At 69.3% G+C, this 22,413-nt stretch carries 18 protein-coding genes; 10 read left to right on the top strand and 8 right to left on the bottom strand.

The genetic code is table 11. From position 1 onward, the window contains the following. Positions 1–6 precede the first annotated feature (6 nt). The 3 genes from VFK57_04620 to VFK57_04610 are packed head-to-tail and all read right to left on the bottom strand — an operon-like array spanning position 7 to position 2,443. Complete coding sequence (locus VFK57_04620) at positions 7–1,560, bottom strand: RDD family protein (protein HET7694969.1); 1,554 nt, start codon at positions 1,558–1,560, stop codon at positions 7–9. Beyond that, positions 1,557–1,949 (bottom strand): hypothetical protein, encoded by a 393-nt coding sequence (locus VFK57_04615; GenBank protein ID HET7694968.1) that lies wholly within the window; start codon positions 1,947–1,949, stop codon positions 1,557–1,559. The genes VFK57_04620 and VFK57_04615 overlap by 4 nt, the downstream gene beginning before the upstream one ends. Beyond that, a complete protein-coding gene (locus tag VFK57_04610; GenBank protein ID HET7694967.1) occupies positions 1,946–2,443 on the bottom strand; it encodes a sigma-70 family RNA polymerase sigma factor in 498 nt (165 codons plus the stop codon). The genes VFK57_04615 and VFK57_04610 overlap by 4 nt, the downstream gene beginning before the upstream one ends. A gap of 84 nt (positions 2,444–2,527) precedes the next feature. On the opposite strand from VFK57_04610, the gene VFK57_04605 reads away from it, so the two are divergent. Together VFK57_04605 and VFK57_04600 are read left to right on the top strand one after the other, a co-directional pair. Further along, positions 2,528–2,992 carry a hypothetical protein gene (locus VFK57_04605; GenBank protein HET7694966.1) on the top strand — a complete coding sequence of 155 codons (465 nt, stop codon included), beginning with the start codon at positions 2,528–2,530 and terminating at the stop codon, positions 2,990–2,992. An 11-nt stretch (positions 2,993–3,003) separates the two neighbouring features. Beyond that, on the top strand, positions 3,004–3,414 hold the full coding sequence (locus VFK57_04600) for an NIPSNAP family protein (protein ID HET7694965.1): 411 nt from the start codon (positions 3,004–3,006) through the stop codon (positions 3,412–3,414). Positions 3,415–3,448: 34 nt separating this feature from the next. On the opposite strand, the gene VFK57_04595 is transcribed toward VFK57_04600, so the two are convergent. Then, positions 3,449–4,291 (bottom strand): GntR family transcriptional regulator, encoded by an 843-nt coding sequence (locus VFK57_04595; GenBank protein ID HET7694964.1) that lies wholly within the window; start codon positions 4,289–4,291, stop codon positions 3,449–3,451. A gap of 83 nt (positions 4,292–4,374) precedes the next feature. Between VFK57_04595 and VFK57_04590 the strand changes: the two genes are divergently transcribed. From VFK57_04590 to VFK57_04565, 6 genes are all read left to right on the top strand, one after another. Continuing rightward, positions 4,375–5,553: a CoA transferase gene (locus tag VFK57_04590; GenBank protein ID HET7694963.1), complete on the top strand. Its 1,179-nt coding sequence runs from the start codon at positions 4,375–4,377 to the stop codon at positions 5,551–5,553. A 2-nt stretch (positions 5,554–5,555) separates the two neighbouring features. Continuing rightward, positions 5,556–6,995, top strand: a complete 1,440-nt coding sequence (locus VFK57_04585; GenBank protein HET7694962.1) for an aldehyde dehydrogenase family protein — start codon at positions 5,556–5,558, stop codon at positions 6,993–6,995. Positions 6,996–7,136: 141 nt separating this feature from the next. Continuing rightward, the gene (locus tag VFK57_04580) at positions 7,137–8,870 is read left to right on the top strand and encodes a thiamine pyrophosphate-binding protein (protein HET7694961.1); all 1,734 of its coding nucleotides are present in this window, start codon (positions 7,137–7,139) and stop codon (positions 8,868–8,870) included. Positions 8,871–9,160: 290 nt separating this feature from the next. Further along, positions 9,161–12,655, top strand: coding sequence for a TonB-dependent receptor (locus VFK57_04575; protein ID HET7694960.1), 3,495 nt, complete (start codon positions 9,161–9,163; stop codon positions 12,653–12,655). Between the two features lie 208 nt (positions 12,656–12,863). After that, complete coding sequence (locus tag VFK57_04570) at positions 12,864–14,942, top strand: pyrroloquinoline quinone-dependent dehydrogenase (protein ID HET7694959.1); 2,079 nt, start codon at positions 12,864–12,866, stop codon at positions 14,940–14,942. A gap of 22 nt (positions 14,943–14,964) precedes the next feature. Next, complete coding sequence (locus tag VFK57_04565) at positions 14,965–16,044, top strand: alcohol dehydrogenase catalytic domain-containing protein (GenBank protein ID HET7694958.1); 1,080 nt, start codon at positions 14,965–14,967, stop codon at positions 16,042–16,044. 29 nt (positions 16,045–16,073) lie between these two features. Here VFK57_04565 and VFK57_04560 read toward each other — a convergent pair whose 3' ends face one another. Continuing rightward, complete coding sequence (locus VFK57_04560) at positions 16,074–16,619, bottom strand: helix-hairpin-helix domain-containing protein (protein ID HET7694957.1); 546 nt, start codon at positions 16,617–16,619, stop codon at positions 16,074–16,076. A 21-nt stretch (positions 16,620–16,640) separates the two neighbouring features. Beyond that, on the bottom strand, positions 16,641–17,192 hold the full coding sequence (locus VFK57_04555; GenBank protein ID HET7694956.1) for a class I SAM-dependent methyltransferase: 552 nt from the start codon (positions 17,190–17,192) through the stop codon (positions 16,641–16,643). A 29-nt stretch (positions 17,193–17,221) separates the two neighbouring features. Here VFK57_04555 and VFK57_04550 point away from each other — a divergent pair, with 29 nt between their 5' ends. After that, positions 17,222–17,899, top strand: coding sequence for a tetratricopeptide repeat protein (locus VFK57_04550; GenBank protein ID HET7694955.1), 678 nt, complete (start codon positions 17,222–17,224; stop codon positions 17,897–17,899). Between the two features lie 188 nt (positions 17,900–18,087). Here the strand turns inward: VFK57_04550 and VFK57_04545 are convergent, their stop codons facing one another. Further along, positions 18,088–19,398 carry a hypothetical protein gene (locus VFK57_04545; protein HET7694954.1) on the bottom strand — a complete coding sequence of 437 codons (1,311 nt, stop codon included), beginning with the start codon at positions 19,396–19,398 and terminating at the stop codon, positions 18,088–18,090. 8 nt (positions 19,399–19,406) lie between these two features. Then, positions 19,407–21,359, bottom strand: a complete 1,953-nt coding sequence (locus VFK57_04540; protein ID HET7694953.1) for a PQQ-binding-like beta-propeller repeat protein — start codon at positions 21,357–21,359, stop codon at positions 19,407–19,409. 79 nt (positions 21,360–21,438) lie between these two features. Here VFK57_04540 and VFK57_04535 point away from each other — a divergent pair. Beyond that, positions 21,439–22,413, top strand: a 975-nt coding sequence (locus VFK57_04535; GenBank protein HET7694952.1) for an aldehyde dehydrogenase family protein, incomplete at its 3' end; no start/stop codon positions are given.

Raw genomic sequence — 22,413 nt, 5'->3', positions numbered from 1 at the left:
CGCAGGTCAGATCGGCCAGTTCCTGGGAACCTTGACGACGTACGTGCCGGCGACCCGGTCGTGCCAGGCCTGCCGATCGGGATCGCGCAGAATCCAGAAGAATCCCAGGCCGGCGACGGCGAGGGAGAAGATGCCGGTGAGGCCGCGGATCAACGAGTCCGCGAAGCGCAGGACGGCGCCGTCGGTCTTGACCAGCCGCAGCTGACAGATGATGCCGCCGAGCGTCGTGCCCTTCCAGGTCCAGAAGCCGACGTGATACGCGAGCGCCACCAGCATCGCCTTCTGTTCCCAGTTGCGGCCGAAGTCGAAGAGATCGACGAGGATTGCGACCAGCACCACGTCGAGCGCGAAGGCGGCGAGCCGTTCGAGGAACGCCGCCCGCGGCAGCACGACGAGGCCGGCGGGGCCGCTCGCCGCGACCGGTTCGACCGGCGGCGTCACCGCCGCGTAGAGCGGTTCGTCCGCGGTCGATAGCGGCGGCAGCGGCTCGGGGGCCGGCGCCGCGGACGCCATGGCGGGTGCCGCATCCGGCGGCGGCGCGAAGGGCGGCGGTGCCGCGGGTTCCACCGGCGGTGGAACCTTGCTCTTCTTCGGCGGCCTGGGATTCTCGCGCCGGTAGGCGCTGAAAAAGGCGAGCGTGGATGCGCCGACACCGAAGATGCCGGCCAGCGTCCACGTCACCAGGCCGAGCACCGGAATCATGTAGGCGATCGCCATGATCACCGAGCCGATCAGGAACGAGCGCAGCGACTGCGATCGGCGCTCCGGCTCCTCCTCGCGGATCACCGTCATGCCGATCCAGCGGGCGAACGCGACCTTGCCCAGGAGCGCTCCCAGCAGCAGCGCGCAGAGCACGAACGGCACGACGGCGATGCCGATCACCGACACGGCGAGCAGCACGCACACGGGACCGACGAGCAGCATCACCAGCAGCCCGGTCATGAACGACGACAGCGGCGTCGCGCGGAGCGGCACGGTGGCGGCGCGCACCGGCGTGTCGAAGACGAGATTGAGCAGCAGATTGACGATGAAGAAGACGAACGCGACCGTCCACACCCACGGCAGGCCGGGCACGATCGGCCGCGCCAGCAGCAGCCCCTGCGTCAGCCACGGCACGATCCCGCGCAGCCGATCGCCCAGGCCCGCGGTGCCGATGACGACGTGGTGCCCCCCCGGGTTGAAGCCGGCGAAGCTCTCGAGGCCGCCGGCGACGAACAGGTCCTCGCGGACCTGCGCCCCTTCGTCGATCACCGCGGTGCCGCCGACGACGATGAGCGATCCGTCGATCACCGCGGTGCGCGCCAGCTGCGCTCTGCCGAGCACGACGAGGACGTCGCGATCGACGCGCCCCTCGATGATCGCATCGCCGGCGATCACCACGACGTCGCGGGCGACGTCGTTGGCGCGCAGGGTGTAGTTCTGGGCGATCCGCAGCGCCGGATTGTTGCTCCAGTGCCGGATCACCGGCGGGTTGTCGACGTCGACCTCCTGCGCCGCCGCCGGCGCCGGAACGCCGATCGCGAGCGCGAGCGCGGCGATCGCCGGTGTGAAGACCCTCATGACTGTTCGGCCCTTTCGATGAAGACGTAACTGAGCGCGGCGCCGAAGGCGGCGCACGCGGCGCACATGATGACGACGATGCCGAAGGCGTAGACGAGAAACGGCTCGACCATCGTCCGCCACAGCACGCGGCCGGCGTTGCTGGTGACGACGAGCGAGGGCGGAGCGGGCGGCAGCATCCAGATGCCGGCCGCGACGAGGAGGACGGCCACGATCGAGGCGGCCTGCCATCCCGCCGGCCACGTGAACCAGGCGCGCGTGTACCACGGCCGCCGCGCCCACGCGTCGACGGCCTCGAGCACGCGCGGCAGCAGCGTGTGCGGCGCCGGCGGGACCGGGAGCCGCCCCAGCTCGCGGTGGACGTGGCGTTCGAGATCCTGAAACGTCATGGCGTGAGTACCCGGCGGAGCGCCTCGCGTCCGCGATGGATGTCGGTCTTCACCTTGCCGAGCGACACGCCGAGCGTGGCGGCGATCGCCTGGTAACTGGCTCCCTCGAAGTGGAACAGCACCAGCGGTACGCGCTGGTGATCCGGCAGCGCGCGCACGGCCGCTTCGAGCGCCTCGGTGGCGACGGCGCGCTCGAGACGGTCGAGCGGCGCGGGGTCCGCCGAGGCGAGCCCGTCGGCGAAGTCCGGCGCCCCGGCTTCGCCGTCCCCCATTTCACTGAAGAAGCGCCACCGGGCGCGGTAGCGCGAGAGGTGGTTCAGGCACACGTTCGTGGTCGTGGTCTTGAGCCAGCCGGCGGCGGCGGGACTGGAGCCGAGGTCCTCGAACCGCTGAAAGGCCCTGAGGAACACGGTTTGCGCCGCGTCTTCCGCGTCGGCGGCGTTCCCGAGCAGCCGCACCGCGGTCGCGAACACCATGTCCTGATACCTCCGCACGAACGCCTCAAAAGGATGGGCGTTCACCTGGGGGAAGAACCCGGCCGGCGGCAGAAAGTTTCAGGCGCACGGTAAAATGCCGGCATGCGGAGACTGGGCCGCCTGGCGCTCGCCGCGGCGATGCTCGCCGGCGGCTGCGGCACCGGCGCCACCGGTCCGACGCCGCCGGCGGCCCCGGTGCGCGTGACGGTGAGCCGGCTCCCCACCTTCGTCGCGGGGGCGGCGCTCTTCGCAATCCGCATCGACAACATCAGCGGCTCGGCGGTGAATCTTACGTTCCCGAGCAGCTGCCAGGTTCTGCCGTCCTTCAGCGACCGCGCCGGCCGGGCGGTGACGCCGGTGGGCGGCGGCTTCGCCTGCCTGACGGTCATCACCGAGCTGTCGCTGCTGCCGGGCGTCTCGTTCATGCAGCCGTTCACCGTGAAGGCCGGATCCACCCCCGAGGCGCAGTTCGTGGTCCTGCCGCCGGGGGAGTACACGATCCGCGGCCGGCTGGAAGACACGGTCTACAAGCTGGAATCTGCTCCGCTCGCCTTCACGCTGCAGTAGACTCTGCGGTCATGACCAAGACACTCATCGCCGCCGCCGCGCTCTTCTTCTGTGGCATCGCCGTCGGCCGGGCCTATCAGCCGGCCCCGTCGAAGGTGTACGAGATGCGGACCTACACCGCTGCCGAGGGCAAGTTCGACGCCGTGAACGCGCGGTTCCGCGACCACACCCTCAAGCTGTTCGAGAAGCACGGCATGAAGAACATCGGCTACTGGACGCCGATGGACGGGCCGACCGCGGGCACCACCCTGATCTACATCCTGGAGCATCCCAGCCGCGAGGCGGCGGCGAAGAACTGGAAAGAGTTCGGCGCCGATCCGGAGTGGCAGAAGGCGAAGGCGGCGTCCGAGGTGAACGGACGGATCGTGGCGAAGGCCGAGTCGCTGTTTCTCACCGCGACCGACTACTCGCCGATCAAGTAGCCTCCCCGGGCGGCGTCGAAGGGCCGGCCCGGAGCTACCGCTGGGTCGAAGGGCGGCGGCGCGCCGGGCGTGCCGCCTTCTTGACGCGCGTGGGGACCCGCGGGGCGCGTGCCTCCTGGCTCCAGATCCACTTGCCGTTGCGCTTCACGCGGCTCAGATTCACCGAGTAGTGATACTTGTCGGCGCGGTAGAAGGTCTCGACGACTTCGAAGGCGCGATCCCCCTCGGTGAACATCACGCGGGTGACGTGCATCACGGGATAGAGCACCGGGATGGCGAGCTGCGACGCCACTTCGGGATTGGCCGGCGCCGCCTCGACGGTTTCCTCGGCGCGCAGCACCGGGATCTTGAGGTCGCGCTCGAACACCGTGTTGAGCGGAACGGTCTTCAACACCGCCGGGTCGACGCGCGCGCCGATTTCGACCGGCACGTAGTTGATGGTGAACGAGAACGGCTCGCCGTCGACGCGGCGGGCGCGCTTGATCTGGACGATCTCCTTCACCGTCGGGGCGAGCTGGAGCACCTCGCGGACCGCGTCGGTGGGGGGCACGCGCGTCATCTCGACGTTGACGACTTCGAGCTGCTGCACGCGCTGATAGAGGTCCTCGAGGAAGCCGCTGTACTTGATCGGCGGCAGGACCTTCGGCAGCTCCGGCGCGACGAACGTCCCTTTGCCCTGCACCTTGACCAGCAGGTGCTCGCGCACCAGCTCGCGCAGCGCTTCGCGAATGGTGACGCGGCTCACCTTCAGCTCGCGCCCGAGCTCGTGCTCGGACGGAATCTGGAAGCCGGGATCGTACTGGCGCGTCGCGATGCGGTGACGGATGACCTGCTCGACCTGGTGGTACAGCGGGACGATGCGGTTTTCGCGTGGCACTGAGTCGAGCATAGCAAGTTCACCCGGGACGCTTATCTTGTATTGTTATCCAGACAAGTATACTCTCACCTGATTACCCCGTCATGAAAGCGCTCCACGGCATCCGCGTTCTCGACTTGTCGCGCATGGTCGCCGGCGGCATCGCCGGCATGCTGATGGCCGACTTCGGCGCCGAGGTCGTCAAGATCGAGCAGCCGGGCAGCGGCGATCCGCTGCGGCAGTGGACCGCGGACGGCGCGCCGCTGTGGTGGAAGGTCTACGCCCGCAACAAGCGGTTCGTCACGCTCAACCTGAAGGCGCCGGAAGGACGCGCGCTGCTGCTGAAGATGCTGCCGCAGTTCGACGTGCTGATGGAGTCGTTCGTCCCCGGCACGCTCGAGCGTCTCGGTCTGGACTGGGACACGCTCAAGGCGCATCGTCCCGGCCTGATCCTCCTGCGCATCTCGGGCTGGGGGCAGACCGGCCCCGACAGCGGCCGTCCCGGATTCGGCACCCTGGTCGAGGCCGCCACCGGCTTCGCGGAAATGAACGGCGAGCCCGATCGCGGGCCGATCGTGCCCGCCTTCCCGCTCGCCGACAGCGTCTCGGCGCTGTACGCCAGCAACGCCGTGATGTTCGCGCTCTACCACCGCGACGTGCACCACGCCGGCGGGCAGGTGATCGACGTCTCGCTGTTCGAGTCGCTGTTCTCGCTGCTCGGGCCGCTCGCCGCCGAGTACTCCGCGACCGGGCGCCAGCGGCGCCGCGACGGCAGCCGCTCGCGCAACGCCGGGCCGCGCGGCTGCTACCGCACCGCCGACGGCGGGTGGATCGCGGTCAGCGGCTCGACGCCGAAGATGGCGGAGCGCTTCCTCCGCAGCTACGGCCTCGACGATCTCCTCGACGATCCGCGGTTCGCCACCAACGCGGCCCGGGTCGAGCACGCCCGCGAGCTGGACGAGGCGATCGCCGGCGCGATCGCGGCGCGCTCGCTCGCCGAGAACGTCGCCGTCATCGCCGCCAACCAGCTCACCGCCATCCCGGTGCAGACCATCGCCGACATCGAGGCGCATCCGCACTGGCGGGCGCGCGGCCTCACCCGCGACGTGCCGAACGGATCGGGCGCCGTCCGCATGCACGCCGTCGTCCCGCGGTTCTCCGAGACCCCGGGCGAGATCCAGTGGGCGGGCGGCGAGCTGGGGCAGGACAATCACGCCATCTACGGCGCCCTGGGGCTCACATGCGACGAGCAGCAGCACCTCCGCGAGCGCGGCGTCATCTGAGCATGGCCGCTGCTGCTCCGCGGCGCGGCCGGCTGCTCATCGGCGGCGAGTGGCACGCGGGAGCGCGGCCGCCGCTCGACGTGCGCGACAAGTACACCGGCGAGGTGATCGGCGCCGTCGAATGCGCGGGACGCGAACAGGTCGATGCCGCGATCGCCGCCGCGGCGGCGTCGTTCGCCCGGACGCCGCTCGACCCGCAGCAGCGCTACGTCATCCTCCAGAACACCGCCCGCCTCATCGATCGGCACCGCGAGGAGCTGGCGGCGCTGATCACCGCGGAAGGCGGGTTGCCGATCAGCGACGCGCGCACCGAGGTGTCGCGGGCGGTGCAGACCTGCATCGTCTCGGCGGAGGAGGGGAAGCGGCTGGTCGGCGAGATGGTCCCGATCGAGGCGGCGCCGGGGCAGGCGCATCGGATGGCGTTCAGCATCCGCGTCCCGCGCGGCGTGGTCTGCGCGATCACCGCGTTCAACTCGCCGCTGAACATGATCTGCCACAAGGTGGCGCCGGCGCTCGCGTCGGGCAATGCGGTGGTGATGAAGCCGTCCGAGCTGGCGCCGCTGAGCGGCGTGCGGCTGTTCGAGCTGCTGCTCGAGGCGGGCGTGCCGCCGGGGCACCTCGGCCTGGTGCACGGCGCCGGCGCGGATCTCGGACCGTGGCTCGTCGAGAACCCGCAGGTGGACTTCTACACGTTCACCGGCAGCGCGCGCGCCGGGGCCTGGATCCGCGAGCGCGTCGGGCTGCGTCCGCTGGTGCTCGAGCTGGGGAGCATCTCGCCGACGATCGTGTGCGAGGACGCCGACCTCGCCCGCGCCGCGGCGCGCTGCGCCGCGTCCGCCTTCCGCCGCGCCGGGCAGGTCTGCACCTCGACGCAGCGCCTGTTCGTGCACCGCAGCGTCGAACCCGAGTTCCGCCGCCGGCTCACCGAGACCGCCGCCGCGCTCGTCGTCGGCGATCCGCGCGACCCGCGCACGGACGTCGGACCGATGATCAGCGAGCGGGAGGCGGCGCGCGCCGAGTCGTGGGTGCGCGAGGCGGTCGCCGCCGGCGCGACAATGGTTCACGGCGGCCGCCGGGAGGGTGCGGTGCTGCAGCCGACGATCCTCGCCGACGTCTCGCCGTCGATGCGGGTGTCGTGCGAGGAGATCTTCGCGCCGGTGGTGTCGATCATTCCCTACGACGCCTTCGACGCCGCCATCGCGCAGGCGAACGACACGCCGTTCGGCCTCGCGGCAGGCATCTTCACCAGAGACCTGACCCGCGCGATGAGCGCCGCCCGGCGGCTGTCGGTCGGGCTGCTGCACGTCAACGACGCCTCGAGCAGCCGCGTCGACCTCATGCCCTTCGGCGGCGTCAAGCAGAGCGGCCAGGGACGCGAAGGGCCGAAGTACGCGATGCAGGAGATGACCCAGGAACGGCTGATCACGTTGAATCTGGCCTGATGTCACTGCCGATTGCCGATTGCCGATTGCCGATCGGCGAGTGACGATTGACGGTTGGCGATCGACGGATTGACGATTGACGATTGGACGCGAACGGAGCGCGCCGGCAGCCTGCCGCGCGAGCGCGTGTAGGGGAGGCCAATGAATATGACCGGAGCGATGTTCATCGCCCGCTGCCTCGAGCAGGAGGGCGTGACGAAAGTATTCGGCCAGTGCGGCCACACCAACTATGCGCTCATCGACGCCTGCCACAAGCTCGGCATCGAGTATGTCTCGTTCCGCCACGAGCAGCAGGCGGCGCACGCCGCCGACGCCTACTTCCGCGTGTCGCACAAGCTCGCCGTCCTCAACGTCCACCTCTCGCCGGGCATGACCAACGCGGTGACCGGCGTGGTGACGGCCGCCGCCGACTCGACGCCGATGCTCGTCATCACCGGCAACACGCCGTCGTACCATCACGCGCGCGAGCCGCACCAGGGGATCCGCTTCCACGCCGACGCCTCCCAGGGGGACATCTATCGTCCGTTCTGCAAACGGGTCTGGCGCATCGACGCGGCGAGGTACCTGACGGACGTGATGCCGCGCGCGCTCAATCTCGCGCAGACGGGACGCCCGGGCGCGGTGCTGCTCGACGTGCCGATGGACGTGTTCTCGCAGCCGATCGCCGCCGAGCCGATCACCGTGGCGCGCCGTCCGACGCACGGCAAGACCGCGGGCGATCCGGCGGGCATCGCCGCCGCCGCCGATCTGCTCGCCAAGGCGTCGCGGCCGATGATCTTCGCCGGCAACGGCGCGACGCTGTCGGAGGCCTCCCCCGAGCTGCGCCAGGTCGCGGAGCTGCTGTCCGTCCCGGTCGCCACCACGCTGATGGCGAAGGGCATCTTTCCGGAGGATCACGCCCTGTCGCTCGGCATGACCGGCATCTGGGGGACGCGCGTGGCGAACGAGACGGCGCGATCCGCGGACGTGATCCTCGCCGTCGGCACCGGCTTCGGCGAAGCGGACTGCAGCTCGTGGAACCCGCAGTACACCTTCTCGATTCCGCCGACCCGCCTCATCCAGATCGACATCGAGCCGCAGGAAATCGGCAAGATCTATCCCGTCGACGTCGGCATCGTCGGCGACGCGAAACTGACGCTGCGCGAGCTGCACGACGCGCTGCGCGCGCGGCCGGCGCGGCCGTCGGCATCGCGCGCGTCGGACCTGGCGCGCGGCAAGGCCGACTGGCAGACGGAGCTCGCGAAGGAGCAGCGCAACGGCGGCACGCCCATTCATCCGGCGCGGCTGCTGAACGAGATCTCGAGGGTGGCGTCGCCGGAGACGATCTTCGTGACCGACGTCGGGTGGAACAAGAACGGCGCCGGCCAGCAGCTGGTCGCGCGTCAGCCGCAGCGCTTCATCACCAGCGGCGGCATGGCGACGATGGGGTTCGCGCCGGCGGCGGCGATCGGCGCCAAGATCGCCGCGCCCGACAAGCCGGTGATGTGCCTGGTCGGCGACGGCGGGTTCCTCTCGGTGGTGGGCGCGCTGACCACGGCGGTGGAGCTGGGGATTCCGGTGGTCTGGGTGCTGTTCAACAACTTCTGCTTCTCGACCATCCGCACCGTCGGCACGACGTATTTCAACAACGCCTACGGCACCGAGTTCACCACCCCCGACGGCAAGCCGTACAACCCGGACTTCGTGAAGCTGGCGGAGGCGTTCGGCATCGCCGCGGCGCGCGTACAGGAGCCGGACGATCTGCCCGCGGCGCTGCGCGCCGCGGTCGCCGCGGGCGTGCCCTACCTGCTCGACGTCTGGACCCGCGGCGACGTGCCGATGCCGCGCACCGGCCACTGGGACATCGCCGAGTTCCTCGTTCACGGCAACGACTAGTTTTTATCCGGGGGGCTTCGCCCCCCGCCCCCCTCCACGCTCACTCGCTGCGCTCGTTCGCTACGTAAGTTCGGAGGCCCACGTCGAAACCAAGTACGACGCGAGCGAGCGCCGCGAGCGAGCCACGCGAACGGAGCGAGCCGGCGGAGCGGCGAGCGAGCGAGCGTGGAGGGGATCCGGGGGGCGAAGCCCCCGGATCAGGTAATGCCATGTTGTATTGACATTAGAACATGTTGTGGCCTAGTGTTACGCACCTGCAGACCTTTCCGGTAGCGGCACGGAGGGAGGAAATGGTGCGACGTTGTTTGCTGGCGTTCGTAATGACGCTGTTGCTCGTCCCCGCGGCGGCGCGGGCCCAGACCGTGGCGGTGGCCCAGCTCTCGGGCACGGTGCTCGACGAATCGGGCGGCGCCCTGCCCGGCGTGGAGGTCTCCGTCACCCAGACCGACACCGGCATGACCCGGTTCATGGTGACGAACGAGAAAGGGGAGTACATCTTCACCAATCTCCCCGTCGGCCCCTACAAGCTGTCGTCCAAGCTGAGCGGCTTCAGCACCTTCGAACAGACCGGCATCGTGCTGGTCGTCGGCGACGCCCGCTCCATCAACGTGAGCATGAAGGTCGGCGGCCTGACCGAGACGGTGACGGTCCAGTCCGACGCCAACCTGGTCGAGACCCGCAACGTCAACCTCGGCGCCGTCGTGCCGCAGGAGCAGATCGTCAGCCTGCCGCTGAACGGCCGCAGCGTCCTGCAGCTGATCGTCCTCTCCGGATCCGCGGTCGAGAACACCACCCTCACCGACAACCGCCAGTACCCCAACGCGGTGGCCATCTCGGTCGCCGGCGGCACCGGCAACAGCACGATGTACCTCGTCGACGGCGGGTACAACAACGATCCGCAGAACAACACCGGCAACCCGATGCCGTTCCCCGACGCGCTGCAGGAGTTCAAGACCGAGAACGGCGTGCGCAACGCGCGCTACGGCATGTCGACCGGCGCGACCGTCAACGCGGTCACCAAGTCCGGCGGCAACACCCTGCACGGCAACGTCTTCGACTTCGTCCGCGACAGCCGGTTCAACTCGATCCGCTACTTCGAGAAGAAGGCGAACGGCGGCCTCGGCCGTGACGACGGGTTGAAGCGGAATCAGATCGGCGGCACGCTCGGCGGTCCGCTGATGAAGGACAAGCTGTTCTTCTTCGGCGGGACCCAGATCACCAACACCCGCATCGCTCCGCTCGCCGCCGACCAGACCGTCCCGACCGCGGACGTGCGGCGCGGCGACTTCACCCGGATCATGTCGGCCTCGTGCCGCGGCGGCACCGCCCGCACCCTCGGCGCGCCCTACGTCAACAACCGCATCGACCCGTCGCTGTTCCACCCGATCGCGGTGAAGATGATGAACATGCTGCCGCTGCCGGATCCGGCGATCGATCCCGACGGCTGCGGCCGCTACGTGCTGCAGATCCCCAACGACAGCGACGAGCAGCAGTACATCGGGCGCCTCGACTATCAGATGACCTCGAACAAACGGCTGTTCGGCCGCGTGTTCTACACCAAGTACCTGCACGCGCCGGGCTTCGACAAGAACAACCCGAACCTGCTCATGCTCAGCGGCGCCGGCCTCGGCATCGACGCCCGCATGATGACCATGGCGAGCGGCTACGACTGGGTGATTTCGCCGACGCTCGTCGCCACCACCCGCGTCACCTATCAGAGCACCTCGACGGAGCGCATCCAGGGCGAGGGGGCGCCGACCTGGACCTCGCTCGGCGTCAACACCTTCCAGTACACCACCGGCGGCGGCCAGGATTTCCTCGCCGGCGGCTCGGCCGGTTGGAGCAACAGCGGGTTCACCGGACGGTTCTACGTCGACACGCCGTCGGTCGCGCAGGACTTCGACTGGATCAAGGGTTCGCACAGTCTGTCCTTCGGCGGCGTCTGGACCCGTCCCCACACCGACGGTGACGGGACGTTCGCCTCCAACGGCACCTTCGGGTTCAGCGGCCTGATCACCAGCGGCACGAACAACGCCAACGGCGGTCTCGCGATGGCGGACTTCGTGCTCGGCCTGCCGGCGACGTTCAACCAGGCCGGCAGCCAGCGCAACAATCAATCGATCAACGCCGTTGGCCTGTATTTCGGCGACGTCTGGCGCGCCGGCCGCAAGTTCACGCTGAACTACGGCGTGCGTTGGGAGCCGTATCTCGCCGCCAAGGACAACAACGGCTTCCAGCAGGCCTTCAGCCGCGAGAACTTCGACAAGGGCATCAGGAGCGTGGTGTACCCCAACGCCCCGGCGGGCCTCATGTTCAAGGGCGATCCAGGGTTCCCCGACAGCGGCTCGAACAACCGGACCCGGCTGGCGCAGTTCGCGCCCCGCGCCGGCATCGTCTGGGATCCGAAAGGGAACAATCAGCAGACGATCCGCGCCGGCATCGGCCACTACTACGATTCACCCCGGCTGTGGGCCTATGCGCGGCATCCGCTGAACCCGCCGTTCGGCAATCGCGTGAATGCGCAGCCGCCGACCTCCTGCCCGGTGCCGAACCGGAACGGCTGCGCCGTGAACTTCTCCGATCCCTGGGCGAACACCCCCGGCGGCGATCCGCTGAAGGCCATCAACTATCCGCGGCAGGGCGAGCCGGTGCAGGTGGCGCCGAGCAGCGTCAGATTCCCGGTGCAGGGCGGCTTCGTCAGCATGCCGGTCGACCTCACGCCGATGCAGGTGACGCAGTGGAACCTGTCGTACCAGCGGCAGTTCTTCACGAACATGATGTTCGACGTCACCTACATGGGGAACCGCTCGATCCACATCTGGTCGGGCTATGAAGAGAATCCGACCATCTACATTCCGGGGAACTGCCAGGCGGGGCAGTACGCGCTCACCACCGCCGGCCCGTGCTCGAACACCACCGCCGCGAACCGCCAGGCGCGATCGCTCCTGACACTGCTGAACCCCGCCGAAGGGCAGTACTACGCCGCCAACACCGTCGCGCAGCTCTACGACGATGCCCGCGGCTGGTATCAGGGCGTCCGCTTTACGCTGACGCGGCGGCTCTCCCGCGGCTGGAGCACCAGCACCAACTACACCTACAGCGAGTGCACCAACGAGGGAGAACCGGGCGGCGCCGGCGACATCGGCAACGCCTATCCGGTGCCGATCGCGGACATCACCAGCAGCAACCCGCGGCCGGACGCGTCGACGAACAAGGGACCGTGCGTCGCCGACCGGCGCCACAACTTCAACCTCTCGGCGGTGCTGGTGAGTCCCGGGCTCGGCGGCGGGTTCCTCCGCACGCTGACCAAGGACTGGCAGACCGGCATCATCTGGCAGGCGCGCAGCGGCAGCCCGATCACGCCGACGACGACCGGCGACCTGGCGCTGACCAATCTGCCGCAGCGTCCGATTCTCGTGTCCGGCGTCGATCCGTATCTGTCCGAGGACGAGCGCACGTGGGCGGTCACCGGCAGCAGTCCGTCGCGGGCGTGGTTCAACCTCGCGGCCTTCGCGCCGAACACGCCCGGCGTGTGGGGCAATACGCCCAAGGGCTATCTCGTCGGCCCGGGGTTCTGGAACGTCGACGCGTCGTTCTCGCGCAACCTCAACTTCCGCGGCGGCAAGCGGCTCGAGCTGCGCGTCGAGGCCTTCAACCTGTTCAATCACTCGAACTGGGCGAACCCGGCGGTGCAGATCGGCTCGACGTCGCTGACCAACGGGCGCGTGACCAACACCACCGGCGATCCGCGAATCATGCAGTTCGCCGTCAAGTACGGCTTCTAGCTGTACTTGCTGTGACGCGCCCGGCGGCTCACGCTCCGGCACGAGGAACACCTAGACACGCAGAACACGAAGACCACGAAGACTTGCCTGTGTGGTCTTCGTGATCCTGGCGCCTTCGTGCGGGAGCGTCGAGCCAACGGCGCGTTCAGCGACGGCGTGTAACCGTTAAACCGTTGGCGCGCAGTCGTCAATGCAGTGAGAATGCCGCATGTTCAGGATTACCCGGGGGCTCGCGGTCGCGGCCTCGGTCTGCGCTGCGGGCTCGATGGGGTATGCCGTCTCGCCGCAGCGTGCCGCGTCACGTCCGCCGTCCACCGCCGCCGAGTGGCCGACCTACGGACACGATCCCGGCGGCATGCGCTTCTCGCCGCTGACGCAGATCACGCCGGGCAACGTCGCGCAGCTCGAGAAGGCATGGGTCTACCACATGAAGCCGCCGGCGAGCGGACCGGCCCCAGCGGATCCGGCGCCCGGCGGACCGCCGCAGGGGCGCGGCGGCGGACGCGGCAGCGCCGCCGGGTTCGCGTCAGGCGAGACCACCCCGCTGGTGATCAACGGCGTCATGTACGTCACCACGCCCTACGGCCGCGTCGTCGCGCTCGATCCGACGACGGGGAAAGAGAAGTGGGTGTTCGCGCTGCCGAGCGGGAATCCGTCGACGCGCGGCGTCGAGTACTTCCGCGGCGATCCGCAGACGCCGCCGCAGATCGTCTTCGGCTCGAGCGACGGGAAGCTCTATTCGCTCGACGCGCAGACCGGCGAGCTGAACGACAAGTTCGGCATCAAGGGGGTCGTCGATCTCAACACCCCCGAGATCCTGCAGGGCCTGCCGGGCAACAACGGGCTGAGCTCGCCGCCGATCATGTACAAGAACCTGATCATCACCGGCGGCCGCACGCAGGAAGGACCGGCGCAGGGTCCGGCTGGTGACGTGCGGGCGTGGGACGTGCACACCGGAAAGCTCGTCTGGACGTTCCGTTCGGTGCCGCGCAAAGGCGAGCGGTTCAACGAGACCTGGGAAGGGGACAGCTGGGTGAATCGGTCCGGCGCGAACGTCTGGGGTCTGATGACCGTCGACGAAGCGCGCGGCATCGTCTATATGCCGTTCGGCGCGCCGGCGACGGATCGCTACGGCGGCGATCGGCCCGGCGACAACCTGTTCAGCTCCAGCGTCGTCGCCGCGGATGCGAATACCGGAAAGTACCTGTGGCACTTCCAGGTCGTGCACCACGACATCTGGGACGCCGACGTCGCCAATCCGCCGATCCTGCTCGACATCAGGAAGGACGGCAGGACGATTCCCGCCGTCGCCATCATGAGCAAGAGCGGCCTCGTGTTCTTCATGGATCGCGTCACCGGCCGGTCGATCTACGGCGTCGAGGAACGCCCGGTGCCGCAGAGCGAGGTGCCGCTGGAGCGCACCGCGAAGACGCAGCCGTTCCCGCTCAAGCCGGCGCCGCTGTCGCGCATGACGATGACGCTGGCGGACATCGCCACGGTGACGCCGGAGCTGGAGGCGGCGTGCCGCAAGCTCGTCGACGGGGTGCAGCTCGGCGGCCCGTATCTGCCGGTGGGCTACAACCGTCTGCGCCTGCAGTTCCCGGGGAACCACGGCGGCGTGAACTGGGGGGGCGCGTCGTACAATCCCGCGCTCGGGCTGCTGTTCGTGAACACGTCGGAGTACGGGCAGCTGCAGGGGTTTGCCGATCGTCCGACGACCGCCGCCGCGCCGGCGCCGGCGGGACGCGCCGGGGGCGCAGGCGATCCGGAGATGGCGCAGCAGCAAGCGCCCGCCGGGCGCGGCCGCGGCGCCGGACGCGGCGGTGGCGGCGGCAGCGGTCCGTACGCCAACATGCCGGGCGGCGGCCGCTTCAAGGATGACGCGACGAACATGATGTGCCAGCAGCCGCCCTGGGGGAATCTCACGGCGATCGACGTGCACACCGGCGAGTTCGCGTGGCGCGTGCCGCTCGGCGTCACCGACTCGCTGCCCCCCGGGAAGCAGAACACCGGACGGCCGGGCAACGGCGGATCGATCGCGACGGCGGGGGGCCTGGTGTTCGTGGGCGCGACCGACGACAGCCGGTTCCGCGCGTTCGACGCGAAGACGGGCAGGGAGCTGTGGACGGTGAAGCTCGGCGCCGCGGCGCACGCGACGCCCAGCACGTATCAGGGACGCGACGGGCGCCAGTACGTGGTGATCACGTCCACCGGCGGCGGCTTCCTCGACGCGCCGATCACGGACGACAGCATCAGCGCGTTCGCGCTGCCGGCCGCCAAGAAGTAGCGGACGCGGCGCTGCCGGTCTCATGAACGCGCTGGTCAAGTCGGCTCCGGGAGCGGGCCATCTCGCGTTGCTCGACGTGCCGCAGCCGCGGCCCGGTCCCGGCGCCGCGCTCGTCCGCGTCCGGCGCTCCGGCCTGTGCGGCACCGATCTGCTCGTCTCTGACGGCGTCTACAAGGGGCGCAATCGTCCCGTCCCCTGTCCGCTGATCCTCGGCCACGAGGCGGCCGGCGAGATCGTGGCGCTCGGCGAAAACGGGGACAGTCCCCTTTTCCCGCCCGGCGACAGGGGAAAAGGGGACTGTCCCCGTTTTCGGGAAACCCGGGTTGTCATCGAAGCGCTGGCGGGATGCGGGGCCTGCTTCCACTGCGTTCGCGGACGCTATAACCTCTGTCCCGACTGGCATCACGTCGGGCTGACGATGGACGGCGCGCTCGCGGACTTCGTCGTCGTGCCGGTGACGTCGCTGATCCCCCTCCCCGACGGCATGTCGCTCGACGCGGCCGCTCTGCTCGAGCCGCTCGCCACCGCGATCAATACGGTCGAACGCACCCGTCCCGCCCCCGGCACGCCGACGGCGATCCTCGGGCCCGGACCATTCGGGTTGCTGCACCTGCTCGCGCTGCGCGCCGCCGGCGCGGGGCCGATCGTGGTGTTCGGCAGGCCCGGCGACGAAGCGCGTCTCGCGATCGCGGCGCAGGCCGGCGCCGACGCCGCCCTCGTCGCCGATCGTGCCGCGGCGAACGCGTTCATGTCAGAACTGACGCACGGCGTCGGAGCAGGACTCGTCGTCGAGGCCGCGGGCACGCCGGAGGCGGTACAGACGGCGATCGACATCGCCGCCGCCGGCGGCACGCTCGCGACGCTGGGACTGGTGCGCGACACGCAGATCGATGCCCTGCAGGTGATGCGCAAGGAGCTGACCTGGGTGGGCGTGGTCGCCAGCGTGCGGCGGCACTGGGCGGAAGCGATCCGGCTGGTGACCGAGGGCCGGCTGCACCCGGAGCGGCTGATCACGCATCGGATGCCGCTGGCCGGCGCGCTGGACGGCTTCGCCGCGCTGCGCGCGCGCGAGGCGGTGAAGGTGATGTTCGAGGTGTGCTGACGGCGCCCAGTCCGCCCGCCCGGGCTGCCTCAGTCGAACCGCAGGGCGTCGGCGTTCTCTTCCAGCTTCGCCTTGTCCACACCCTCGACCTTGGCCAGCGACGCGAGGTCGGTGAACTTGCCGTTCGTCGTGCGATATTCCACCAGCGCCGCGGCCACCTTCGAGGGCAGGCCCAGCACCGCCGACAGCTCTTCCGCGCTGGCCGAGTTGACGCGGACGATGCCGTAGTAGCGCGCCATGTACTTCTTGACCAGCGTGAAGTCGGTCTCGGTGCCGGGCGCGCCGCGCATCGCCATCTGGGTGACCTGATCGTTCCACTCGGGCAGCGTGCGCCGGGACTTGATGATGTTCTCGAACGGGTGGCACGCCACGCACACGCGCTCCATCGTCGCTTCGGTGACCTTGACGAACTCGTCCTCCTCCTGCGGCGACAGGTCGCCGACGTTCTTGGTCAACGCCGGGGAAGCGGGCGCGCCGTTCTTCGGCGGCGCCTGCGGCGTCGACGCACGTGCCGCGATGCTCGCGCCGAGCAGGATCGCGACCAGACCGATGGAGAAGGATGCATGCGTGCTCACGGTTCCTCGAATATTTTAGAGCTATCGCCCTGGCACCGACCAGAGGAAGATACGGCTGCGCTCGACCGTCTCCGTTTTCAGCGGCGGCCATTCCGGTCCCATGTTGAAGACGTGCGAGACGACGCGGGCGCCGGCGCGCAGCTCGCGAACCAGCTTCGGCCGCAGGCGCTCGTTCAAACTCTGCAGCAGATAGAGCGTCACCACCGTTGCCGGGCGCAGATCCGTCTTGAACAGATCCTGCCTCACGAAGCGGACGCGATCGGCCACCCCCGCGGCGGCGGCATTCTGCCGCGCCTGCTTGATCAGCTCCGCGTCCAGCTCGACGCCGACGCCGCGGGCGCCGTACGTCCTGGCCGCGGTGATGACGATGCGGCCGTCACCCGAGCCGAGGTCGTACACCACGTCCGTCTTCTTCACCTCCGCCAGCTGCAGCATCGCCTCGACGACCGGCTGCGGCGTCGGGATGTAGACGACGTCGGGTCTGGCGGCGTTGCGCCGCGGCGTCTGCTGTGCGTGCGCCGGCACGAACAGCAGCAACGCCGCCGCAACCGCCGCCGCGAGCCTGGGGATCACGCGATCCCCTCCGTATAATTCGGAGGAACGTGCATCTTCTCCTCAGCGTCCTGTGCGCCGCGCATCTGCTGGTGGCCTCCGGGAGCGCACGGCGAGCCGACGATCCGTCCGTCGCCCGCGCGGTCGATGCCGCCCGCGCCCGCGCCGGGAACGGCGATCCCATTGCCCAGTTCTCGCTCGGTTCGTATCTCTACTACGGCAGCACCCAGACCGCCGCCGGCGTCGAGTGGATCCGCAAGGCCGCGGCGCAGCAGCTGGCTCCGGCGGAGCATCATCTCGGGCAGATCTACGAGTTCGGCTTCGGCGTGCCCGCCGACGACGGCCTCGCTCTCGAATGGTACCGGAAAGCGGCCGGGCACGGCAGCGCGCCGGCGGCGCGCGCGATCGGCGAGTTCCACCTGAAAGGACGCGGCGTCCGCGCCGATGCGGCCGAAGCGGCGCGCTGGTTCAGACGTGCCGCCGATGGGGACGATCTTCGCGCGCAATATCAGCTCGGACAGATGTATTTCGACGGCACCGGCGTGCCGCGTGACTACGAATCCGCGTACGTGTGGTTCGCGCTGGCGGCCGGACAGACGCCGCTCGAGGACAACCGCAAGGGGCTGCTCGAGCTGCGCAACATTTCGGCGGCGCGGATGACGCCACAGGCGGTCGCGGTGGCCAGGCGTCGTGTTGCTGAGTGGAAGCCAGTGGCCAGTGGCCAGTAGCCAGTTGCCAGTTGCCGGTTGCCGGTTGCCGGTTGCCGGTTGCCGGTTGCCAGTTGCCAGTTGCCAGTTGCCAGTTGCCAGTCCGACTAGTCAGTGAGCAGTTTTCCGGCGACTGGCCACTGGTCACTGGTCACTGGTTACTGGTTACTGGTTACTGGCAACTGGTTACTGGCAACTGGCCACTATCACTAGCACGTCAATCCAGTCCCTGACTGCTGCAGCGCTGCGCGGATTGTGAGCACGTCCCGCTTCAGGTTGCCAATCACCATCTCGCGCGGCAGTGTGATCTTGTCGGCGCCGCTCTGCGCGCCGCCGTTCAGGTACTCCGCCTGCAGTTCCATCGGCCCGTTGAAGTTCAAGTCGGCGAGCACCCGGGCGTAGCGGAAGATGTCGACCACGCCGGTGCCCATCGGCACCATGATCGACGTCCAGCCGCCGCCGCGCGCGAAGGTGTTGCCCGCCAGGGGCAGCGGGAACTCGCGCGGGCCGGCGCCGCGCCCTCGTCCGCGGCCACGTCCGGCCTGCGGCGCATCCCCTTCGCCAAACCCGGCGCCCGCCGCGCCGCGCGCCCCGGGAGCGCCCTGCGCACCTGCCGCACCCTGGGCCCCTGGCGCACCTGCCGCGCCACGCGCGCCCCTGCCTCCGCGTCCTCCTCCGGGATTCGCCGCCGCGGCCGCCGCCGCGTCCACCGGGCCCGGATACGGACCGCCTTCACCGAGGAAGCCGAGATTCTGCTCCCACGAGCGATCCTTCCAGCTCACCGCGACGACGTACGGTCCGGCGGTGCGCATCAGCAGCTCCCACATGTTGCCGCCGTGCATCGCCATGTGCCCCGTGTCCCAGTGGAAGCCGACGTATTTCGGATCGAACTCCTTCATCACGTAGAGCAGATCCCAGACCACCGAGCCGACCGAGTTCGCGCCGGCGCGCGTGTGATACATCAGCGTCGTCCCGTGTTTCTGATTGAGCTTGACGAAGCCTTCGACCTTCTTCTTGATCTCGTCCAGCTGCGGCAGGATCGGCCTGGTCAGATCGTAGGTGTCCGTGCCGCACCAGTAGTGCGTCGCGCCGGCCTGCGCCATGGCGCCGACCATCTCCTCGAGACCCGGATCGCCGACCGCCCGCTGGTTGCCGCCGCGGATCTGCTTCACCCGCAGCCCGTGCTTCTGCATCGTCTTCACGAACGCGGGCAGCTCCGTGCCGACCTTCGCCACGTCGATGTGCGCCGGATACGCGCCCACCGTCGGCTGGATTCCGCCGCACGTCATCTCGATCGCCGCCTCGGCGATCTGATCGTGATCGCGGATCCAGTGCAGGTTCCGCGTGTAACAGTCCATGATCAGTTTGCGTGCGGCCGGCGCCGGCGTGGCCGGCTGTGCCCCGGCGGCTGCCGGCGCGCCCGCCGGCGGCTGCTGTGCCTTCGCGAGCGTCACGTCGCCCAGCACCTTCGCGGCGAGCGTCGCCATGATCCCCGTGTGAATGAACTGGCGTCGATCCATGACGTCCTCTACTTCAGTGAGAACGCGACCACGGTCGCGTTGCCGCCCGGCGAAGGCTTGGGCGGAATGTGGAACGCGGCATCGCCGCCGCCGGCGACTGCCACCACGAACTGCTTGCCGTTCGCTCCCTGATACGTGAGCGGCGTCATCAGCACGTCGTCATCCATCGTGGCGCGCCAGAGCTCCTTCCCGGTCTTCGCGTCGAACGCGCGGAACCCGTAGTCGGTCGTCGAACCGATGAACACCAGCCCGCTGGCGGTGGAGATCGGTCCGCCGTCGTTGACCGCGGTCCCGGTACCGGTGATGCCCTTCCTGGTCAGCTCGGGGTATTCACCAAGCGGCGTTCGCCACACGATGTCGCCGGTCGTGGTGCTGACCGCGGCGATCTCCGCCCACGGCGGCGCATTGCACGGGTAGCCCTGCTGATCGACGTAGAAGTTGGTCGGCACCTTCTGCTTGCCGAACGACGGCAGCACGCCAGACGAGACGCTGGACTGGAGCTGCGCGATGACGCCGAGGTGCCGGGTATTCACGTAGACGAGGCCGCGATCGGCATCGACGGACACGCCGCCCCAGCCGCCGCCGCCTTCGGAGCCGGGGAACACGAGGCTGGGAAGCATGCCGTACGGCGTGTACGGCCCCATGTTCACCGACTTGTCGAACAGCTCCGTGCAGTACTTCTCCGCCTCGGGGGAGATCCTGCTGACTTCCTTGCGGGTCATGCTGTCGCGCGTGAGGCCCACGGGCTTCAGCGGGAACGGCTGCGTGGGCCACGCCTGATCGCCGGGCGCGTCGAAGCGCGGCACCGGACGCTCTTCCATCCCGAACAGCGGCTCGCCGGTCAGCCGGTGAAACATGAACAGCAGGCCCTGCTTGGTCATCTGCACGACGATCGGAATGCGCTTGCCGTCCTTGACCGTTTCGCCGAGCGCCGGCGGCGCGCTCAAATCCCAGTCGTAGATGTCGTGGTGGGTGAGCTGCTGGTGCCAGACGCGCTTGCCCGTCGAGGCGCGCAGCACGAGCAGCGTCGTCGCATAGAGATTGATCCCCGGACGGCTGCCGCCGTAGTTCTGGTCGGTGGCGTTGCCCATCGGGAAGAACACGAGATCGTTGACCGGGTCCACGCTCACCGGCACCCAGACGCCGGGGCCGCGGCGATCCTGCCAGCCGTTCAGCCCCCAGGTGCCGAAGTTCTCGTCGGCCGGATGCGGGACGATGTGGAAGCGCCAGACCTCCTTGCCGGTGAGGAGGTCGAACGCCCGGGGATCGCCCGGAAGACCGTAGCGCCCCTGCTCGCCGGTGCGGGCGGCGATGATCGCAAGGTTCTTGTAGAGCGCCGGCGGCATGTTGGTCGAGTACTGCTGTCCCTCGAACTTCTCCATCACGCCGGCCGCGAGGTTCACCATGCCGGCGGGCCTGGGAACCGGCCTGCCGGTCTTCGCGTCGAGCTGGACGAGGAAGCCGTTGGTGGTGGCGATGACGATGCGCGGCGCGACGCGCGCCGTGCCGGGCCAGTACGAGATGCCGCGCCCGCCGGCCGAGGGATTCGGGCCGATGTCGGGCAGCGTCTTGAGGTCGAACTTCCAGAGTTCCTTGCCGGTGTCGGCCTGGAGCGCGACGACGACGCTGCCCTGCACCGGCAGGTACATGACGTTGCTGACGACGATCGGCGTGATGGTGTAGCCGGCGGCCGGCGCACCCGTGTCGTAGGTCCACGCCTTGGTCAGCTGGGTGACGTTGGCCGGCGTGATCTGCGCGAGCGCGGAGTACTTCGCGCCGCCGGGATCGTTGCCGACGGTCGGCCAGTCGCGCGGATTGGCGGCGGAGCCGTTGGCCGCCGCGGCGGCGGCGGGGCGGGCGGCGCCCGCGGGCCTCGACGCCGGGGGGGCGGCATTCTGCGCGGCGACGCCGGCGCCGAGCACGACGGCGGCGGCCGCAGCGAGGGAGAGCTGGCGTGTCATGGTGGGGGAGTATATAGCATGTATTGACAATAGGACAGGTGGTGCCTATAGTCGGGCGATCCCCGGGGAGCTCGCGACAATGACATCGGCAACAGCACCAGCCGGCCAGAATGCACGGACGCCGAGGACCGCCACGGCGGAGGAAAAGGCGGCGGCGCAGGCGCTCCTGGCCCGCGCCCGGACCGCCATGGCGGCGGTCGATCATTACGATCAGGCCACGGTCGATCGTCTGTGCCGTGCCATCGCGTGGGCCACCGCCAACGAGCAGGCCTTCGGCCGCCTCACCCGGATGAGCGTGGAGGAAAGCGGCATGGGCAGCGCCGAAGGGGTGCCGGCCCGCCGCTGGAAGATCCTCGGCATCCTGCGCGACGCGCTGCGCACGCCGAGCGTCGGGATCATCGAGACCATTCCCGAGAAGGGCATCGTCAAGTACGCCAAGCCGGCCGGCGTCATCGCCGGCCTGCTGCCGGTCACCAACCCGCTGGTCACGATGGTGAACATGGCGATCAACGCCATCAAGTGCCGCGACGCCGTGATCTTCTCGCCGCACCCGCTGAGCCGCAAGACGGCGCTGGAAATCGCCCGCGTGCTGCGCGCCGCGCTCGCCAAGCAGGGCGCGCCCGACGATCTGATCCTCTGCCTCGAGACGCCGAGCATCCCGCTGGCGCAGGAACTGATGGCGATCTGCGATCTCACGATCGCGACCGGCGGCACCGCGATGGTGAAGGCCGCCTACAGCTCCGGCAAGCCGGCCTACGGCGTCGGCGCGGGGAACGCCACCGTCGTCATCGACGAGACGGCTGACCTCGCCGAGGCGGCGATGAACACGCGCATCAGCAAGACGCAGAACCACGGGTCCGGCTGTTCGTGCGACGGCAACCTGCTGGTCGAGGCCGCGATCTACGATCGTTTCCTCGAGGCGCTGCAGGCCGAGGGCGGCTATCTCGCCACTGCCGACGAGAAGCGCAAGCTCGAGGCGGTGATGTGGGACGCCGAGGGGCATCGCCGGATCGAGACCGTCGCGCGCGCCGCCGGCGTGATCGCCGCGAAGGCC

The sequence above is a fragment of the Vicinamibacterales bacterium genome (assembly GCA_035699745.1).
GTDB lineage: Bacteria > Acidobacteriota > Vicinamibacteria > Vicinamibacterales > 2-12-FULL-66-21 > JAICSD01.
The sequence above is the reverse complement of the archived record's forward strand: the minus strand, read 5'-3'. Positions and strand labels throughout refer to the sequence as shown.